This window comes from Vibrio sp. VGrn 2 (assembly GCF_009361695.1).
GTDB lineage: Bacteria > Pseudomonadota > Gammaproteobacteria > Enterobacterales > Vibrionaceae > Vibrio > Vibrio diabolicus.
The window spans coordinates 44,085-64,141 of the sequence record NZ_RBWD01000020.1; the positions used below are offsets into that span (position 1 = coordinate 44,085).

General features: G+C 44.7%; 18 protein-coding genes. 8 read left to right on the forward strand and 10 right to left on the reverse strand.

Annotated features, from left to right (window positions below; translation table 11 throughout):
- Window positions 1–13: 13 nt before the first annotated feature.
- Together vmeZ and vmeY are read right to left on the reverse strand one after the other, a co-directional pair.
- A complete protein-coding gene (gene vmeZ, locus D8S93_RS22030) occupies window positions 14–3,166 on the reverse strand; it encodes a multidrug efflux RND transporter permease subunit VmeZ (protein ID WP_046875892.1) in 3,153 nt (1,050 codons plus the stop codon).
- 8 nt (window positions 3,167–3,174) lie between these two features.
- A complete protein-coding gene (gene vmeY / locus D8S93_RS22035; protein WP_152815557.1) occupies window positions 3,175–4,302 on the reverse strand; it encodes a multidrug efflux RND transporter periplasmic adaptor subunit VmeY in 1,128 nt (375 codons plus the stop codon).
- Window positions 4,303–4,719: 417 nt separating this feature from the next.
- Between vmeY and D8S93_RS22040 the strand changes: the two genes are divergently transcribed.
- Window positions 4,720–5,184 carry a dCMP deaminase family protein gene (locus D8S93_RS22040; RefSeq protein ID WP_005373515.1) on the forward strand — a complete coding sequence of 155 codons (465 nt, stop codon included), beginning with the start codon at window positions 4,720–4,722 and terminating at the stop codon, window positions 5,182–5,184.
- 86 nt (window positions 5,185–5,270) lie between these two features.
- On the opposite strand, the gene pepT is transcribed toward D8S93_RS22040, so the two are convergent.
- On the reverse strand, window positions 5,271–6,500 hold the full coding sequence (pepT, locus tag D8S93_RS22045; RefSeq protein WP_152815560.1) for a peptidase T: 1,230 nt from the start codon (window positions 6,498–6,500) through the stop codon (window positions 5,271–5,273).
- Window positions 6,501–6,670: 170 nt separating this feature from the next.
- Window positions 6,671–7,534, reverse strand: a complete 864-nt coding sequence (locus tag D8S93_RS22050) for a DUF6279 family lipoprotein (protein WP_319803063.1) — start codon at window positions 7,532–7,534, stop codon at window positions 6,671–6,673.
- Between the two features lie 261 nt (window positions 7,535–7,795).
- On the opposite strand from D8S93_RS22050, the gene D8S93_RS22055 reads away from it, so the two are divergent.
- A complete protein-coding gene (locus D8S93_RS22055) occupies window positions 7,796–7,969 on the forward strand; it encodes a hypothetical protein (protein WP_005373524.1) in 174 nt (57 codons plus the stop codon).
- Between the two features lie 89 nt (window positions 7,970–8,058).
- Here the strand turns inward: D8S93_RS22055 and D8S93_RS22060 are convergent, their stop codons facing one another.
- Window positions 8,059–8,691 (reverse strand): response regulator, encoded by a 633-nt coding sequence (locus D8S93_RS22060; RefSeq protein WP_005398453.1) that lies wholly within the window; start codon window positions 8,689–8,691, stop codon window positions 8,059–8,061.
- Complete coding sequence (gene narQ / locus D8S93_RS22065; RefSeq protein ID WP_152815563.1) at window positions 8,678–10,414, reverse strand: nitrate/nitrite two-component system sensor histidine kinase NarQ; 1,737 nt, start codon at window positions 10,412–10,414, stop codon at window positions 8,678–8,680. Before narQ ends, D8S93_RS22060 begins: the two co-directional genes overlap by 14 nt.
- 247 nt (window positions 10,415–10,661) lie before the next feature.
- On the opposite strand from narQ, the gene napF reads away from it, so the two are divergent.
- The 6 genes from napF (at window position 10,662) to D8S93_RS22095 (ending at window position 15,270) form a co-directional block, all read left to right on the forward strand.
- Window positions 10,662–11,147, forward strand: a complete 486-nt coding sequence (napF, locus tag D8S93_RS22070) for a ferredoxin-type protein NapF (protein WP_319803064.1) — start codon at window positions 10,662–10,664, stop codon at window positions 11,145–11,147.
- Window positions 11,148–11,188: 41 nt separating this feature from the next.
- Window positions 11,189–11,497 carry a chaperone NapD gene (locus D8S93_RS22075; RefSeq protein WP_005398456.1) on the forward strand — a complete coding sequence of 103 codons (309 nt, stop codon included), beginning with the start codon at window positions 11,189–11,191 and terminating at the stop codon, window positions 11,495–11,497.
- Window positions 11,494–13,983 carry a periplasmic nitrate reductase subunit alpha gene (gene napA / locus D8S93_RS22080; protein ID WP_006741149.1) on the forward strand — a complete coding sequence of 830 codons (2,490 nt, stop codon included), beginning with the start codon at window positions 11,494–11,496 and terminating at the stop codon, window positions 13,981–13,983. The genes D8S93_RS22075 and napA overlap by 4 nt, the downstream gene beginning before the upstream one ends.
- 78 nt (window positions 13,984–14,061) lie before the next feature.
- Entirely contained in the window at window positions 14,062–14,517 is a 456-nt protein-coding gene (locus tag D8S93_RS22085; RefSeq protein ID WP_031780699.1) for a nitrate reductase cytochrome c-type subunit, read from the forward strand.
- A gap of 28 nt (window positions 14,518–14,545) precedes the next feature.
- Complete coding sequence (locus D8S93_RS22090; protein ID WP_005398274.1) at window positions 14,546–15,124, forward strand: NapC/NirT family cytochrome c; 579 nt, start codon at window positions 14,546–14,548, stop codon at window positions 15,122–15,124.
- A gap of 11 nt (window positions 15,125–15,135) precedes the next feature.
- Window positions 15,136–15,270 carry a TIGR02808 family protein gene (locus D8S93_RS22095; protein ID WP_005373546.1) on the forward strand — a complete coding sequence of 45 codons (135 nt, stop codon included), beginning with the start codon at window positions 15,136–15,138 and terminating at the stop codon, window positions 15,268–15,270.
- A 204-nt stretch (window positions 15,271–15,474) separates the two neighbouring features.
- Here the strand turns inward: D8S93_RS22095 and phaC are convergent, their stop codons facing one another.
- From phaC to D8S93_RS22115, 4 genes are all read right to left on the reverse strand, one after another.
- Window positions 15,475–17,250 (reverse strand): class I poly(R)-hydroxyalkanoic acid synthase, encoded by a 1,776-nt coding sequence (gene phaC, locus D8S93_RS22100; RefSeq protein WP_005398277.1) that lies wholly within the window; start codon window positions 17,248–17,250, stop codon window positions 15,475–15,477.
- Between the two features lie 80 nt (window positions 17,251–17,330).
- Window positions 17,331–17,678, reverse strand: a complete 348-nt coding sequence (locus D8S93_RS22105; RefSeq protein WP_005398278.1) for a phasin family protein — start codon at window positions 17,676–17,678, stop codon at window positions 17,331–17,333.
- Window positions 17,679–17,722: 44 nt separating this feature from the next.
- Entirely contained in the window at window positions 17,723–18,931 is a 1,209-nt protein-coding gene (locus D8S93_RS22110; protein ID WP_152815572.1) for an acetyl-CoA C-acetyltransferase, read from the reverse strand.
- A 12-nt stretch (window positions 18,932–18,943) separates the two neighbouring features.
- Window positions 18,944–19,684: an SDR family oxidoreductase gene (locus tag D8S93_RS22115; protein WP_005398281.1), complete on the reverse strand. Its 741-nt coding sequence runs from the start codon at window positions 19,682–19,684 to the stop codon at window positions 18,944–18,946.
- Window positions 19,685–20,057: the final 373 nt, after the last annotated feature.

Genomic DNA, 20,057 nt, shown 5'->3' on the forward strand with positions numbered 1-20,057 from the left:
ACAGCGGGTGTGATTACTCATCATCAAGAGGAACCAGCTTGGTGTTGCCGCCATGAACTTTCTCACGCTGTCTTTGCACCAGAGCGTAGAAGCCAGGGATCAAGAATGTACCTGCTAGAAGCACACACAATAGACCACCAATCAGCGACACGCCGAGCGAGTTTTGGCTCACGTGCCCTGCACCTGCGGCGAAGATAAGCGGGAAGATACCCAGGATAAACGACCAAGATGTCATATTCACAGCGCGGAAACGTAACGTGCCTCCTTTAACCGCTGCACTATCGATATCAGCATCTTTTTCTTCACGTTCTTGCTTGGCGAACTCCACAATCAAAATTGCGTTTTTCGCCGCCAAGGCTATGAGCAAGACAAGGCCAATTTGCGCATACAAGTTAAGTGGTGTCCCAGTCAGATTCAACGCCAAGAAGGAGCCTAACGTTGCTACTGGCACCACCAAAATGATGGCTAATGGAATACTCCAGCTCTCATATTGTGCCACCATGAACAAGTAAATGAAGATCAAAGCCAGTGCAAACGCATAAATGGCTTGGTTACCCGCAAGTACTTCCTGGTAAGCCATACCTGTCCATTCGTACGTGTAGCCCTGCGGAAGAACCTCTGCAGCAACGCGTTCCATTGCGGCAATCGCATCACCACTAGAGTAGCCCGGAGCTGGTTGGCCTTGAATGATAGCACTGCGGTACATGTTGTAACGCCATGCCACATCAGGCTCGAACACTTGCTCGTAGCTCACTAGCGTACTTAGTGGAACCATATCACCGTTCGAAGAACGAACATGGAAACGCTCTAGATCTTCCATGCTGCTACGGTGCTGGCTATCAGCTTGCATGGTTACGCGGAAGTTCTTACCAAACATGGTGAAGTCATTCACATAAAGCGAACCTAAGTTGCCTTGCAAGGTTTGGAAAATAGACGATAGCGAAATACCCAACTGCTGCGCTTTCTCACGGTCGATATCAACGTAGTAGTGCGGAACATTCGCGCGGAACGTGCTAAACGTGTAGGCAATTTCAGGGGCTTGGTTGGCCGCTTGGATCATTTCTCCCATGACCATCGACAAATCGGTACGGCTTCGCCCTAGCGTATCTTCAAGCACAAACTCAAAACCAGACGCTGCCCCCATACCAGGAACCGCTGGTGGCCCCATCGCAAACACAACCGCTTGAGGCAACTCTGTTGCAGCACGACCGTTAATACGCGCCGCGATGGCATTGGCAGAGTGTTCCCCTTGCAACGAGTTACGAGTATCCCAGTCATGCAGTTTGATAAACACAGATGCACCGTTTGATGCCGCTGCGCCTGTCATAAACGAGTAACCGTTCGCAACCGTCACGCCATCCACACCAGGTTCTTCACCAATCATGTTCATTAAATCATTGGTGACTTCTTCAGTACGAGATAAAGATGCTGAATCTGGTAGCTGAACGTTAACCAGCAAAATGCCTTTATCTTCTTGAGGAACAAACGCTGTTGAGGTGGTTTTCGCAAAGAAAGTGACCGCCGCGATAGCGACTATAAAGAACGTCACGAGTAGCAAAGATTTCTTCACCAAGAAACCAGCGACCTGACCATAACGCGTTGTGATACGCTCTAAGCCTCGGTTGAAAGCCTGGAACCAGTTAGCCGTGTTGCCCCCACCCTGCTTCAATACCAAAGAACAAAGTGCTGGAGACAGCGTCAATGCGTTAATGGATGAGATCACAACCGAAATACAGATGGTCAAAGCGAACTGGCGATACATGATACCAGTGATACCCGGCAGCATCGCGACTGGTATGAATACCGCAAGTAGAACCAAGGTCGACGTGATGATTGGGCCCGTTACTTCTTTCATCGCTAGCAATGTCGCTTTACGCGGTGAAATGGTTGGGTCTTTCGCCATGGTGGTATCGACGTTTTCGATAACCAGAATCGCATCGTCCACCACGATACCAATCGCGAGGATCAAGCCAAACAAAGTGACCGTATTGATGGTGAAGCCCGTCGCCTGCATGATGGCAAACGTACCAATCAAAGAAACGGGGATCGCGACAACAGGAATCAAAGTTGCACGCGCACTACCCAAAAACAAGTAAGTTACAGCAATCACCAATAGAATCGCTTCAATCAGTGTTTTGACTACCCCTTTGATCGATTCAGATACAAACACGGTTGTATCGTAGCTGGTCTCATACGCCATGCCCTCAGGGAAGTTTTTACTCAAGTCCTCAAGCAGCTCCATGACGGCCTGACCACTTTCTAACGCGTTCGCATCCGATTGAAGAGACAATGCAACAATTGACGCGTCCTGACCACGGAATTTACCGTTACCATCGTAGAACTTTTTACCTAGTTCGACACGAGCGACATCTTTTAGATAAACCGTGGAACCATTTGGATTAGCTCGAAGGACAACGTTCTCAAACTCGCTCACGCTTTCCAAGCGACCTTTGGTCACAAGGTTAAACTGAACTTCTTGCGGATTGTTGTATGGTGCTGCACCAACACGCCCTGCCGCAACTTGAACGTTTTGTTCAGCCAAAGCGGCATATACGTCTGACGTGGTTAGCTTAAGGTTGGCCATTTTTTCCGGATCTAACCAAACACGCATTGCGTATTCACCACCACCAATCACGTTAACTTCACTAATGCCTTTCGCACGAGCCAGCTGATCTTTTACATTCAAGTTAATGTAGTTAATCAAGAACTGATCGTCGTATTTGCCATCAGGCGAATAGAAGTTAAGGACCATCAGCAAGTCAGGTGAGCGTTTTTTCACCGTCACACCAACCATGCGCACTTCTTGAGGCAGTTTTGACTCGATCTGTGACACACGGTTTTGCACGTTTACTTGCGCCATGTCTGGATCGGTCCCGACATCGAACGTGACATTTAGGCTGTATGAGCCATCGTTCGCGCTCTTTGAAGACATGTAGATCATGTCCTCAACGCCATTGACCGACGTCTCTATGGGGTCCGCAATGGCCTGCTCGACAACTTCCGCACTCGCACCGGTGTAGTATGCCGAAACGCTGACTGATGGCGGACTTATCTGTGGGTACTCCGCCACTGGCAAAATCGCCAGTGAGATCGCGCCTGCTAGCGTTAATATGATCGAAATAACTAGCGCGAATTTAGGTCTCTGAATAAAGAAACGACTTAACATAGTGCCCCCTACTGCTTATCTTCAGCAGGTGTTTGAATGCGCACTTCTACACCATTACGCACACGCTGTAGGCCCTGTGTAATAACCGTATCTTCCTGATCGAGGCCTTCTCGAATGATAATGCCTTGTTCAACCTGAGGTCCAAGCTCGACGTTACGACGCTCTGCCACACTTCCCTCAGCCATCACCATAACAAAGTCACCTTCTAAGTCAGTCTGAACGGCACGTCGTGGGATAACAATAACGTCTCTCGTGTTCTTATCTCTCAAGTTCACTTTGATGTGCTGACCCGGAAGTAACTTCTGCTCTGGGTTTGGCACTAGCGCACGCATTGCAATCGTACCAGTTTTGGTATCAATACGATTACCTAAGAAATCGAGCTTACCGAGATGCTCAAAAAACTGACCATTTTCCAGCTCAAGCTGAACTTCAACTCTGTTTGATTCTGCTGAGCCGTCGCCTTTGACTTGATCCATACCCATGGCTAAACGCTCGCGCTCACTCACACTAAATGAAGTATGCACTGGGTCTAAGCTCACCAATGTCGTCAGCACGCCAGATGAAGGGGAAACAAGATCACCAGTACTCACTTTGGTATCGCTAATGCGACCGCTGAACGGAGCTCGGATTTGAGTATAAGAAAGGTTAACTTCAGCAAGCTTAAGCTGAGCATTTGCTGCTTCTAGCTCTGCTTTCGCACCAAGAAGTGCCGCAGTTAAGGCATCAAACTCAGATTGAGAGATACTACCGCGAGGCAACAAGTTTTTACCTCGGGTGTGGTCTAGTTCCGCTTTTTTTAGCGCGGCTTTTGCTTGTGCAAGTGCCGCTTTAGCGCTCGCGACTTGTGCTTCAAAAGAAGATGGCTCGATAGAATAAAGAAGCTGCCCTTTTTCTACCATTTGCCCCTCTTCAAAGTGACGAGCTTTTAAATAGCCAGAAATCTGCGCGGTAATATTGGTATCTTCTACTGCTTCAATGCGACCGATATAAGACTTGCTCGGTTGGTAGTCGATAACCGTGACATCCTGAGTCACTACGAGAGGCACTTGGCCTTCCCTTTGGGCATTATTAGCTTCCCCGCATCCAGCGAGGATTGCTGTAGCCGCCATTAGTGCGACAAGTGGTTTCTTTTGCATGTATTTACCGTCTTTATAGAACAGGATATTGTTGAATTCCCATCAACCTTACTCCTTGCTGCAACTGAAAACTTCACTCAAAAGTCCCCAAAATGTTTCTAAATGTAAACATGAGAAACAAAAAGAAAATAAAGTAATTTAGTTAACAGTGATATTTAATGAACAATATACAAACAGCTCAATCATAACTATTTGATATACACTCTCAGGCATCGTGCATTTAGAGGCGCTAGGAAACGCGAATTAAGATATCGTATAAAGACGGAAAGTGAGATTCGGTGCTCAAGATAAGAACGTTTTATGGTTAAAAAGACAAAAAATGACGCCTTCATACTCAAGACCCCGATTTTGACTATTTTTTTAATATAAATGGGTTATCATTCAATTAATTCAACGCCTTCGACAGAGAGGATGACTATGATTTCTAAATGGGCAAAACGCTTTTACCAGATGGCAGAACTAGTGGCGTCTTGGAGTAAGGACCCATCAACACAAGTCGGTGCAGTTATCACTAAACAGAATCGCATTGTATCTGTTGGATTTAATGGCTACCCGCACGGTGTTTCTGACAGTGTCGATACCGATGAACGCGAGTTGAAATATCTAAAAACACTGCATGCAGAAGAGAACGCAATTTTGTTCTCAAAACGTGATTTAGACGGATGTGATATTTGGGTGACGCATTTTCCATGTCCTAACTGCGCGGCAAAGATCATTCAAACAGGGATCTCACACGTGCACTGCCCTGAGCAATCTGAAGACTTTCTATCTCGCTGGGGAGATAAAATCCAAGTCAGCCAAGACATGTTCGATCAAGCGGGTGTGAAAGTCGACTGGCTACCACTAGAAGACATTGAAATTGAAGACAAAGACGTACGTTAATGTTTCGTTTTTGAATTTAAAAATAGCCCAGATGACTCTGGGCTATTTTCCCCATTCAATCGACAAGAACCGCTCGACCTGGTCTGTTAACCGTGTTTTTTCGCGGTGATTTCAGCAATTTTGACGATGACAAGCACTGACTTCTCCATCATTTCAACCGAAATAAACTCATGAATCCCATGGAAGTTAAAGCCACCAGTGAAGATATTCGGGCACGGCAACCCCATAAAAGATAAACGAGCGCCATCTGTACCACCACGAATAGGTTTTATAATTGGCTCCACATCACACGCTTCCATCGCTTGCTTTGCTAGCTCAATGATATGCGGGTAAGGCTCAACCATTTCTCTCATATTGTAATAGCTGTCTGTTATTTTCAGTTCTACAGAACCATGGCGTAAGCCCGCGTTCATATCATCAACGAGTTTCTGCATAAAGGCTTTACGCTCTTCAAGCCCCTGACGATCAAAGTCTCGGATAATGTAACCAAGCTCGCTTCGCGCCACGCCCATTTCTGCCGATTTTAAATGGAAGAACCCTTCGTAGCCTTCGGTTGTTTCCGGAGTTTGATCTTGGGGCATTTGAACTTGAAATTTCGCAGCCAAGTTCATCGCATTGACCATTTTGCCTTTTGCGGTACCTGGATGAACGCTAACACCATGAAAAATCACATCGGCGTTTGCCGCATTAAAGTTTTCGTATTCCAGTTCACCTTGCGGGCCACCATCAATAGTGTATGCCCAATTCGCGCCAAACTTTTCAACATCAAATAAATCTGCGCCCCGGCCAATCTCTTCATCTGGTGTAAAGCCGATACAAATGTCGCCGTGTGGAATGTCTGGATTTTCTAGTAACAGCGCGACTGCAGAGAGAATCTCAGCAATACCAGCTTTGTTATCCGCGCCAAGTAATGTAGTGCCATCGGTAGTGATAAGATTGTGGCCATGTAGATGATGTAAATCTGGATATTGCACCGGAGATAGCACTTCATCCCCCAACCCTAGCGCAATATCGCCGCCTTGGTAATCTTCAATAAATTGCGGTTTTACGTTTTTTCCTGAGGCGTCAGGCGCGGTATCCATATGGGCAATAAAGCCTATAGGCGGCACCTCATAATCAACGTTAGCTGGCAGTCTAGCCATCAAGTAGCCATTTTTATCTAATGTCACATCACTTAAGCCAAGTTCAATCATCTCTTTCTTAAGCAACTCAGCAAACACAAGCTGACCAGGCGAGCTTGGGCAAAGCGTAACATGTGGATTTGATTGGGTATCGAACGTGACGTAGCGAAGAAATCTTTCAACTAAATGTTTCATATTTATTCTCATTGTTTTTATACGATGAGGCTTTATCAACCATCAATAAGCTGACCTTACCTCATCAAACCTCAAGCTATGTTACGCTCTTAGCTCAATAAGAATTTGCTTTGAATCATTTTTTCATAAGAAAGGCTACGGCACATCCCCTCGTCAATTGAAGCATGAATCTAATCTAATAATTCCTCAGCTAGTACTCGCCACTCTTTTACCTTACCGCGAAAATGACGCCATTGTTTATCGGTCATAGATTGAGAAATATCTAATGTCAGTTGATCGACCAGCACAAAGTTAGAATCAATATTTTTAGAAAGCTGCTCACTGTAATAGCTCTCTGGCTCGAACAACAGGCGCATAAATATATCCTGATAAGTGACAGCATTGGACTTGTTGTCGAACAGATATTCGAGCTCTTGATATATCGTTGCTCGATAACCTCTCCATAAAGGACTGTTAAGAGTGACTTGCTGAGAAAACGTTTGAGCTAATTGGCGCTGACTTTCTGATAGGCTTCCCAACCACTCTTCCATCCATTCTTCTGTGTTATCTAGAATAATTTCACGTATTTCATCTTCCGTTTTATCCGCATATTTTGCGTTTCGCTCTTGATAATGCTCTTGTACATTACTCAGAAATTCCCGTTCTTGATCTTTCGTTAACTGTAAACTCAAAGCAAAAAGGTCTGGTGCCGCTTTGCTTACCACTCTATCGTAATGCGCTCGCATTCTATCTCGATTTTCCTGCAAATAATTTAGGGTGATATCGCTCGCTTTTAATCTCTCAAGCTCTTTTAAATGATCGATATATAACGGTAACTCTTCTTTCTTATGCCATTCTGCTAACAATAATAAGCGTTCTTCGACCAAGACTTCTTGTTCACCTTGCAGAGAAACATAATCCTCTATGTAATCGATAACGAACCAATCGATATTGCTGTATAGAAACTTCTTCGTACATCCGGCAAGAAGAAATACGAAACAAAATAGAAGGCCATAACTAAGCACCTTATTAGATACACCCTGTAATTTAGTCACTTATTCGTATTCCCTTTTCTATTGATTAAGTTCTATACTCAACTTGTATCACTTAATATTGCGGCAAACTTACACCAGTGTGACAAATATTGATTGCCACCTTAATAATATATAGAGTTTGAAATTAACTTTTTGATCACAACTATCCGCAAAAAAGTGAGTTAGAGCGCAATTATCGGCTAAAAAACACACCGAACGACGCTCCCTATAACGGCATATAATTTGCATGGATGTTTTTTGGATGGTTTATGGAGGCGAAGTATGGCAGCCGCTGAGCAACTTGATACCAGTGTAGAATATGAGATTCGATATTTTGAACAGGGGAAAATGCACTGCATGAGAGTCATTGCTGAAAGCAAAAAAGTGGCTTATCAGTACTATTTAGAGTGCGGTAAGCACAACAGTGACTTGTACTCTATTCGCCCAGACAAATAAAAAAACCGCCTTAAAGGCGGTTTTTTTATTATTAAAATTACGCTAAACGATTGATTCCATTGGTGGTTTGGGATTGTTCTTCAACTGTATTATTTGATGTCGCCAAAGCGCTCAAGATAAAGAACGGTTGCCGCAGTACGAGAAGGAACTTGAAGCTTTTTAAGTAAACTCTTCATATGCACTTTAACCGTTGATTCAGAAATAAAAAGACGATCGGCAATCTGCTTGTTGCGGAAACCTCTTGCCACCTCTCTTAAGATCTGCGTTTCGCGATCCGTCAGCGTATCAAAAACGTCCTCTTGTCCTGAACGCTCACTCAAATACTTAGAAACTTCTTGGCTGTAAGCTTTGTCGCCTTGATGCGCTTGTTTTAGCAACTCAACCAGCTCATCAGGCTCAGTGTCTTTCAATAAATAGCCATCTGCGCCACTTCGAACTATTGCTTCTATGTCAGCAGGACTATCCGATACGGTTAAGATAACAATTCGAGCTTCACAACCATCAGCACGTAGCGCTTGTAAGGTATCGAGGCCTGACATGCCTTTCATATTGAGATCAAGAAGTACAAGATCCAGTTCCAGCTCATGCGCTTTCGCTACCGCATCTGCGCCATTACTTGCTTCTGCAACGACTTCAAACTCAGGCTCAAAGCTTAAAAGTTGGTGAATACCTCGTCGCATGAGTGGATGATCATCCACCAGCATTACTTTACACACTGTCACTGTTTACTTCCTTACTATGTTGGAATTCTAGTTTTACGGTACAGCCTTTGTTGCTCGATGCTTCAATGTGAAGATCGGCATGCAGCCTAGCGGCTCGCTCTTGCATGATACTCATACCGTAATGATTTAATTTTTCGTCTTGATGTTCAAAGCCTATTCCATCATCGGTAACGGTTACTGTGACTTTTCCATCATTATCAAGACATTGAATGTGAATATTATCTGCTTGCGCATGCTTGATGGCATTAATTGCCGCTTCTCTTATCAACTGTAGTAAATGAACCTGCTGGTGTGCATCCAGTTCAGTTGAAGAAAGTCTATTTTTTAACGTAATGTCAGCGACGGTTTGTTCGTTGAGCGTTTCGACCATATCTTGCAATGCTTGGCCAAAACTGCCCTCTTTAATCGTAAGACGAAACGTCGTCAGTAATTCGCGTAGCTGGGTATAAGCAGCAGATAAGCCCGTATCCAACTCGGCAATGACTTGATTCGCCTGAGCTATCGCTTTTTCATCAGGCAAATTCTTTACGCTTCTCTTTAATAAAGCGACCTGAATTTTTAAATAAGAGAGTGCTTGAGCTAATGAATCATGCAGTTCCCGAGCAATGGTGGCTCGCTCTTCCATCAGTAGGATTTGTTCTGCTTGGCGTTGGGCTCGATTGTAATACACGGCACGCGATAAAATCTGCACAAAGTTGTCAATCAGTGCCTCATTCGGACAAGGTAACCCGGCCTTCCAATACAAATAGCCTAAGTGCTCACCGTCCAACGTTAGAGCCTTACTGTGGCAATCTTCATCACAGTCGTGGCAGCACTCTTCCCCTTCCATCAATATCCAGCTCGGTTCTCCCAATTGCTCTATTTCAAGTTTGACCGCTTTAATGCCTTCAAGACTTGCAATATGTTGCAATATGGCTTGGAAGTTATCCTGATTAATACGCGAAGCCGTTAACTCTTTCGACGAGTCATACAATACTTCTAAAGACTGATTCGCATGCTGTAATTTACGCGTTTTTTCATCAACCGCTTGTTCTAGCCCTCGGTATAACTTACCAAGGTCCGTCGCCATCCGATTAAAGGTTCGAGTCAGGATCCCCATTTCATTATCGCTGGATACATCAAGCGATATATTAAATGAGCGATTCTTAATTTGCTCGCTAGCAAAAACTAAAGCACGTAAAGGCCGTACAACTTCGAGGCGCACAAAATGGACAACAAACATACTGACACAAAGGATACCGCCTAACCCTAACCCGCCAATCCAAGCTAAGTTAATCAGCTTTTGCTCCGAAAAGCTTTGCAGCTTAAATACAAACTCATCGATCTGCTTTACAAAACCAGCCACTAGGAGTTGGTACTCCGCCGGGTTGTCTCCTCTCAACACCGACTTGAGCTCATGCCATCTCATAATAAGACGGTAGTAATCATGAGTAATGTCTTCTGGCACTGACCAATGCTGGAGTGCTTTCATGGAAGGTGAATATATCGAATGTTCAAATGCGTCAATATGTGAAGAGTAATCAACAGATTTAATCTGAATATCATGTGCCAAACGATAACTTTGCATTCGCATTGAGCCAGCAACATTGACGGCTTCTGCATCATTCAAGCTTGACGCTAACGTAAAAATTGCAAAACCAGTCGTAGCAACTGAAAGCAGCAAAATAAGAAGCATCGCGGACGCAATCGTGCGCGTCACTGACTTTTTCACATTTTTAAACAATCTGAGTTCCTCGCCCATTAACAACCCTATTTGTACGTGCAATGAACCCATTACCTTTCAACTTTATCAATATGTGATCACCTGCGACGGAATTTATTGATCCAAAACAATATTGCATCCCATTTACCTCCTAAGAGGTATTTATACAAATATGTCAAAAACTACAATTTCGTTAGTTTAAATGACAGTTTATTAATGAAAATTGTGGACTATGCTTAGTTTGGGTTCCAAGTTTCGAGGTGACTAAGTGGTAGACCTTTCCAGAAGAAGACTCTTTGCAAGAAAAGCGCACCCCGACAAGGCCGTACGTTTGCCTTGGTTAACCAAGCCAGAACAGTTTACGGACGATTGCACTCGCTGCGGTAAATGCATTGAGGCCTGCGAAACAAAGATTGTAACTAAAAGTGATGGCGGATTCCCTTCGGTCGATTTTTCTATTGATGAATGCACATTTTGTTATCAGTGTGCAGACGCCTGTCCTGAGCCCCTTTTCTTGCCAAAAACAGAGCAACCTTGGCAAGCGAAAGCAAGCATCAACGATAGCTGCTTAGCAAAACAAAATGTCGAATGCCGAAGCTGTGGGGATATGTGCGACCCGATGGCAATTCAGTTCAAATTAGAGCTGGGGAAAGTAGCACAACCCAATTTAGACCTTGATGAGTGTAACGGCTGCGGCGCCTGTGTTTCAGTGTGCCCGACTTCATCCATCAATGTGAGCAATATAACAGCCTAAGCCGTATGTCGTCGGCCAAAGGCAATAAATGAGAGAGCTATATGTCACTAAATGAAGTGCATATTTCAAGTTTGGTAGTACACGTACTGCCAGAACATCTGGACGAAATCAAACAACAGATCGAAGCACATGAAAATGCGGAAATCTATGGTGACAGTCCAGAAGGCAAGATTATCGTCGTGCTTGAAACCGAAAACCAAGGTTTTATCACAGACACTATCGATGCCATCAACAATTTACCGAATGTCTTGAGCACGGTATTGGTTTATCACCAAATCGAAACTGGGCTTGAAGAAACGGATGAAGAAGACACTGGAACACAACATTCCCAAATCGAGGGTGAAGTATGAAAATGACAAGACGTGCGTTTGTGAAAGCAAACGCGGCTGCATCAGCTGCTGCTGTCGCAGGTGTGACACTACCAGCATCTGCAGCCAACCTGATTGCAAGCTCTGATCAAACCAAAATCACATGGGACAAAGCACCTTGTCGTTTCTGTGGTACAGGCTGTTCTGTTCTTGTTGGTACTCAAAATGGTAAAGTGGTAGCAACACAGGGTGACCCAGAAGCACCAGTAAACAAAGGCCTAAACTGTATTAAAGGCTACTTCCTTTCTAAGATCATGTACGGTCAAGACCGTCTGACCCAGCCGATGCTGAGAATGAAAGATGGCAAATTCCACAAAGACGGTGAATTTACACCTATCTCTTGGGATGACGCTTTCGACATCATGGCTGAGAAATGGAAAGCTTCCCTCGAGAAAAAAGGTCCAACAAGCGTAGGTATGTTTGGCTCAGGCCAATGGACAGTAATGGAAGGCTACGCTGCGTCAAAGCTAATGAAAGCGGGCTTCCGTTCAAACAACATTGATCCAAACGCTCGTCACTGTATGGCTTCTGCTGTAGTTGGCTTTATGCGCGCATTCGGTATCGATGAGCCGATGGGTTGTTACGATGACTTTGAGAACGCAGACGCATTCGTTCTATGGGGCTCGAACATGGCAGAGATGCACCCTGTTCTATGGACTCGTATTACTGACCGTCGCCTAAGTCACCCTCACGTTAAAGTGAACGTGCTTTCTACTTACTACCACCGTTCATTTGAGTTGGCAGATCACGGCTACATTTTTAATCCACAGTCTGACCTAGCGATTGCTAACTTCATCGCGAACTACATCATCGAAAACGATGCGGTAAACTGGGACTTCGTAAACAAGCACACTAACTTCACTCAAGCAGATACCGACATCGGTTACGGCCTACGTGACGATGATCCGCTACAAAAAGCAGCGAAGAATCCTAACTCAGGCAAACTAACGTCTATCTCTTTCGAAGAGTACAAAAAGTCTGTTGCACCTTACACAGCTGAGAAAGCCTCTGAAATCTCTGGTGTTGAAAAAGAAAAGCTTATCGAGCTTGCGAAGCAATACGCCAATCCAAATACGAAAGTAATGTCACTTTGGACAATGGGTATGAACCAACATACTCGTGGCGTGTGGATGAATAACTTGGTTTACAACATCCACCTACTAACCGGTAAGATCTCAACTCCAGGTAACAGCCCATTCTCACTAACGGGTCAACCATCTGCGTGTGGTACGGCTCGTGAGGTTGGTACTTTCGCTCACCGTCTACCTGCAGACATGGTGGTTGCTAACCCTAAACACCGTAAGATTGCAGAAGACATCTGGAAACTGCCAGAAGGTACGATTCCACCAAAACCTGGCTTCCACGCCGTATTGCAAGACCGCATGTTGAATGATGGTGTTCTGAACTGTTACTGGGTTCAATGTAATAACAACATGCAAGCGGGTCCAAACATCAACACAGAACGTCTTCCAGGTTACCGCAACCCTGAAAACTTCATCGTTGTGTCTGACCCATACCCAACAGCGACAGCGCAAGCAGCAGACCTTATTCTTCCAACTGCAATGTGGATTGAGAAAGAAGGTGCTTACGGTAACGCAGAGCGTCGTACTCAAGCTTGGTACCAACAAGTGGGCACGGTCGGTCAGGCAAAATCTGACCTATGGCAGCTAATGGAGTTCTCGAAACGCTTCAAAATGGAAGAAGTTTGGCCTGAAGAGCTACTAGCGAAAGCGCCTCAGTACCGTGGTAAAACCATGTATGACGTACTATACCGCAATGGTAATGTCGACAAGTTCCCTATCGAAGAAGCTCGCGAATTGAATGACGATGCCCACCACTTCGGTTTCTATGTTCAAAAAGGTCTGTTTGAGGAATACGCAACGTTTGGCCGCGGTCACGGGCATGATTTAGCACCATACGACCGTTACCATGAAGTGCGTGGTCTACGTTGGCCAGTTGTTGATGGTAAGGAAACACAATGGCGCTTTAAAGAAGGTTCTGATCCATACGCAAAAGAAGGTTCTGGTTGGGACTTCTACGGCAATGCTGACGGCAAAGCGAAGATTATCTCTGCACCATATGAAGCGCCACCAGAAGTGCCAAACGATGAGTTTGATATGTGGCTATGTACTGGTCGTGTTCTTGAACATTGGCACACAGGCACCATGACTCGTCGTGTACCTGAGCTATACAAAGCAGTACCAGACGCAGTGTGTTACATGCACCCTGAAGACGCAAAAGCGCGTAACGTTCGTCGTGGTGAAGAAGTACTCATGGCAAACAAACGCGGCGAAGTACGCGTTCGTGTTGAAACTCGCGGTCGTAACCGTCCGCCAAAAGGTTTGGTATTCGTACCGTTCTTTGATGCACGTATTTTGATTAACAAGCTCATCCTAGATGCGACTGACCCACTGTCTAAACAGACAGACTTTAAGAAGTGTCCAGTCAAAATCACTAAGATTGCTTAACCTTCAGATACCGAATGCTACGGCCGTCACTATGGCGGCCTAATAAAGAATTTAAGCCATAAAGGCGGAGATGAAATGATGAAAAAATTACTTGTCGCACTTTTATCTGTAGGTGCTTTAGTGACAGGCATTGCGCAAGCTGAGTTAGATAATCCAGGTGGCATTGGTGGTCTAGAGTCTCTACGTGGAATGTCTCAATTGGAAGACACACGCCCAGCAGATGAGTTCAAAGACTTCCCTAAAGACCAGATTGTTGAAGATAGCTTTGTTTATCAACCACCGTTGATCCCACACAGCATCCGTCACTACGAAGTATCGTTAAATGCTAACAAGTGTCTTGCGTGCCACAGCTGGAAAAATGCAAAAGAGTCAGGCGCGACTAAAATTAGCGTAACGCACTATGTAAACCGAGAAGATGCTGTATTGGCGGATATGTCTCCTCGTCGTTACTTCTGTTTGCAATGCCACGTGCCACAAACTAATGCTAAGCCACTAGTTGAAAACAAGTTCGAGGCAGTTGATTCGCTTCAGTAATTGAAACGCGAGTACGAAGAGGTTATTTATGAAAATACTTAAAGCGTTTTGGAAAAGACTGAAGAACCCAAGTAAAGCTGCCGCTGGTGTGGTTTTGTTCTTAGGTTTTGCTGGCGGTCTTTTATTTTGGGGCGCATTCAACACAGGTATGGAGGCAACCAACACAGAAGAGTTCTGTTCTGGCTGTCACGCACCAATCGTTGCTGAAATTCAAGAAACAATTCACTACTCTAACCGTTCTGGTGTTCGTGCCATCTGCTCAGACTGTCACGTTCCTCATGAATGGACAGATAAGATCGTTCGTAAAGTACAAGCATCCAAAGAGCTATTCGCTCACTATGTTCTACGTACTATCGATACACCAGAGAAGTTCCAAGAGCGTCGAGGACACCTTGCTGAGCGAGAGTGGGCGCGAATGAAAAAGAATGACTCTCTTGAGTGTCGCAACTGTCACGAGTTTGATTACATGGATTACTCTCAACAAGGCTCACGAGCAGCGGAGCAGCACTCTACTGCGCTAGCTTCTGGAGAGAAAACCTGCGTAGATTGTCACAAAGGCATCGCGCACAAACTACCGGACATGAGCGGCGTTGAAGGCTGGCACTAAGGAGACTTCCCATGAGTACTTTAGAATCTGTAATTTGGCATATCCTTGGCTATAGCGCCATGCCTGTAATTATTCTTTCCGGCTTTGTGGCAGTAGCAGCAATCTCTCTCTGGCTGCTGTCATTTGGTAAGGATAAAGAGGTGTAACGTAACGCACTTCTACACGTCAACTTGCCTATTTGTTGACACTAAGCGCTGAGTATCTACTCGGCGCTTTTTTATTCACCGTCACTTTCGACCCCAGAGTTTCCTCAACCGACACGTATATTCAATCGGTGTAATAAGGTAGTCAGTAACGACCAAAAAAAGCGACCATAAAGGTCGCTAAAATTTACTGCTATAGGGAGTTGTTTAAGACTCTTTTACTGGCAGAACCTGCTTGACGTATTGCCCTGGAGCTTCATCGATTGCTGGGTGGTCTTCCGAGCCAATAGGGAATGGTTCGACTTGCTCTTTTGGATTGAATTGAAGTAGCCATTCATTCCAATGTGTCCACCACGATCCCTCTTTGTGCTCGGCATTATTCAACCACTCGTCAGCCGAATCATCCAAAGTATCGTTCAACCAATAACCATACTTATTTTTCGCTGGAGGGTTCACGATACCCGCAATATGACCCGACTCACCGAGAACAAACGTTTTGTTGCCACCAGTGTTCAGGGCACCACGATAAGTTCCCTGCCATAACGCTATATGGTCTTCTTTCGTTGATACAAAATAGCTAGGAATTTTGATCTTGTTTAGGTCAATCCATACCCCACCAATTTTGACGCCTTTGTCTTGCACTAGCTTATTCTCTAAATAGAGCTCACGAAGCAAGAAGTTATGGGAGGCAGCACTCACGTTGGTACTGTCACTATTCCAGTACAACAAGTCAAAATCGACTGGGCTGTTGCCCTTCAAGTAGTTGTCGACATAGTAGTTCCAGTACAAGCTGTTTTCACGCAGTAAGCTGAATGTGACGCTTAATGAACGACCGTCCATATACCCTTTTGCGTTGTTTTGCGCCTCAATTGCACTCACAATGGTGTCATTGATGTACGCGCCAACTTCGCCTGGCTGAGAAAAGTCGAGCAATGTGGTGAAGAAAGTCGCTGATTTAATACGCTTCTTCATACGTTTTGCCGCATAGTACGCAACCGTGCTCGCCAGAACCGTACCACCGATACAGTAACCAGCCGCGTTGATTTGCTCTTGGCCCGTTATATCTTCAATTGCCGCGACGGCTTTGACGACGCCTTCTGTCACATAGTCACCAAACTCTACATGCGCTTGTGCCTTGCCTGGGTTGCGCCAAGACATCATAAATACGCTATGTCCCTGCTCTAGCAACCATCGAACCATTGAGTTCTTCGCTGTTAAGTCAAGGATGTAGTATTTATTAATGAAAGGCGGAACGATGAGCAGTGGCGTCGCATTCACTTTCTCTGTTAGAGGTCGATATTGAATCAACTCAAACAATTCGTTTTGAAAAACCACATCGCCCGGAGTGGTCGCCACGTCATCACCCACGCGGAATGCATTGTTATTCGTCATACGAATTTTCAAAATGTCCGCGCTGGACTCAACGTCTTCTTTTAACTGCTCTAAGCCAGCCAGCAGGTTTTGACCGTTTTGCTCAAGTGTCAGTTTCAAGAGTTCTGGGTTCGTCGCGATGAAATTCGAGGGGGAAAGTGCATTGATGGCTTGACGAGAAAAGAAAAGTATTCGCTCTTTAGATTTTTCATCCAAACCTTCGAGTGACTCAATTGTATCTAAATAAGTCTTGCTGAATAACAGGTAGGATTGCTTAATGAAGCTATACATCACCTCATTTTGCCACGCTTCATTAGAAAAACGCTTGTCCCCTTTTTCTGCTTCAATGACCTGTTTTTGGTTACCCGCCAACGCGACATTCTGCCAAATTTGTAGCTGCTGTTCCCACCATTCTGCTTGCAGTTTTAAGATCGCAGCAGGTTGATTTACAGCTTGTTCGAAGAGTTTGGCAGTGTCTTCCAAGTTCACTTCTTGCATGGCCTTATTTAAAGGAGAGTTCACGACTGCCTTGTTCACTTCGAAATCATGCCACCACTGTTGATTGGTTTGTTGAAGCTGTACAAGATAGTCCGAAAAGAAGTGCTGAAACATAGTCTTACTCCTATATTCGGAAAAAACAACGCCGCCCAAATTAGGGTCTAAAGACCCTAAGGCGGCGAGAATCGGACAAATTACGCTGGAGTAACAGTCTTTAGATTTTCCGAAGTCATTTTCTCAACGTCTTCTTTGAACTCTTTTGCAATAGCTTGAAGCTTGTTGCTGTCGTCCATCATTTGTTGAGAAAGCTTAGTAAGAACACTTAGTTGCTGGCTGTTGAAAGCAGTCAATGACGTTACGTCTTTGATTTCTGATGCCGCTTTCATTTGGTTCAGACCCACTTCGCTGTAAGTACGAATTGCGTTCAGTTGAAGCTCAGTCAACACTTCTACGTTTTTTGTCACTAGCTTGTTGAACTTCAAGTAAGGTTCTAGATTTTTTTCAGTTTGATCGCTAAAGGTTTTGAAGAAATCTGTGTACATGGTTTATCTCCTAGAGAAAGAATTAAAAATGTCCGTTTAAATAATTACTTAACTGCTTTTATAACCACAGCTGTCCCCATGCCGCCGCCCACACAAAGTGATGCGACACCATATTGACCATTTTGCTTATGAAGCTCGTGAACAAGCGTCACTAAGATTCGGTTGCCCGATGCACCAAGTGGGTGACCTAGCGCGATAGCACCACCATTAAAGTTCGCTTTATCTTGAATCGCGTTAACGGGAACTTGGTTGGTTTCCGCCAACTGATGAATCACGCCAAGTGCTTGCGCAGCAAATGCTTCGTTTAACTCGTAAACGTCAATGTCGTTTACCGTTAATTCCGCTTTTGCTAATGCTTTATTGACTGACTCCACTGGACCTAGACCCATAATTTTCGGATCAAGCCCCGATTGCGCATAGCTTACGATCTCAGCAATAGGCGTGAGTCCATGTGCTTTAACTCCGCTCTCAGACGCGACGATAATTGCACTCGCACCATCGTTAATACCTGATGCATTCCCCGCAGTCACAGTTCCTTCACGGTCAAAAGCAGGGCGCAACTTGCTTAACGCTTCCATAGTCGCATTAGCCTTTGGGTATTCGTCGGTATCGAATAGCACCGTTTCACGGCGTTGCTTTACTTCTACGGGCACAATTTCGTCTTTGAATTTACCCGCTTCGATTGCCGCCACCGCTTTCTGTTGGCTAGACAGCGCATACTCGTCTTGCTGTTGACGGGTTAGGCCGATTTCTTTTGCAACGTTTTCTGCCGTCACACCCATGTGATATTGGTTATAAACGTCGGTTAAACCGTCCGCTACGAGCAGGTCTTTCAGCTCTAGGTTGCCCATTTTGTTGCCATCACGAATACTACTTGGCGCGGCAAACGGAATCTGAGACATGACCTCAACACCTGCTGCAACAACAATCTCTGTATCACCACTACGGATATGTGAAACCGCATCCATGACGGTTTTCATGCCACTGCCGCAAACCATGTTTACACCATACGCAGGAACCGCGTCCGGAATCCCAGCGAACAATGCCGCCTGACGACCGACTCCCATGCCTTGACCTGCGCCGACAACGTTGCCAACAATCACCTCATCAATCTTATCACCAGTCAACTTTGCCGCTTCTAACGCGCCTTTAATCGCTACTGCTGCCAAATTGCCAGCAGAGGTATTTTTCAGACTGCCACCAAAGGCGCCAATTGGAGTGCGCTTCGCTGCTACGATAAACACTTTTTCCATCATCTTCTCTCCTTAGTGCATGTATAGGCCGCCATTCACCGACAAAGTCTCACCGGTGATATAGGCCCCTGCATCGCTGACCAAGAAGCTCACTGATGCTGCAATTTCTTCTGGTGTAGCAAGGCGTTTCATTGGGATTTGATTCGTGATGGACTCCAATACTTCTGGCTTCATTTGCTCAACCATTGGTGTACCAGTGTAACCTGGCGCAATAACATTTACTGTCACACCAGAACGAGCACCTTCATACGCCAAGGCTTTAGAGAAACCTATCATCCCAGCTTTCGCCGCCGAGTAGTTTGCTTGACCAAACTGCCCTTTTAGGCCATTGACTGAGGAGATGTTAATGACACGACCACCGCCTTTTTCGCACATCGCAGCGAACAGAGGTTGCGTAACGTTGAATAGACTATTGAGGTTGGTATTAATGACGTCATTCCAAGCTTGCGCAGTCATCTTTTTAAACACGCCATCACGTGTGATACCTGCGTTGTTGATAACGACATCAATGGTCCCTTCTTCCTCAAGCAATTGCGCTAACTTTGCTGCACACTCTGCAGTGTTTGTTACGTCCAACTCAAAAAGGCGAACCTGATCTTTGGTAAACCCTTTACTGTTGAACCACTCCAACGCACATTCATAGTTTCCTGTGAAATAAGTAGCGATTACACGGTAACCATCATTCACTAATTGAGAGGAAATAGCAGAACCAATTCCGCCTTTTGATCCGGTGATCAAAGCGACTTTCTTCATCGAAGACTCCATTCTTAACGGCATTTAAAAAAGCAAACTAAATACACTGATGAAATAAATCACCAACTGACGTGTTTATTTATTCTTTTGGCTATCAATCCTGTGATGCCTTTTATTTTAAGTTAAACCAGAAATATTACATTTCAAATAAAAAACTAATCCATTTGCATAAGATTGATTTAGATCTCATTAAACATGAAATGTTATAAAATGGTTAACTCTTTATAAGTCATTGTTTTAAATAAATTTAAGTTAAACACAAGCTTATCAGAAAATAAATTTAAGCATTATTTATCAATAAGTTACATACCGAACAGTGGACGTTACATCATCTCATGATTTCGGATACAACTCTCATGCTGAGAGTTGTTAT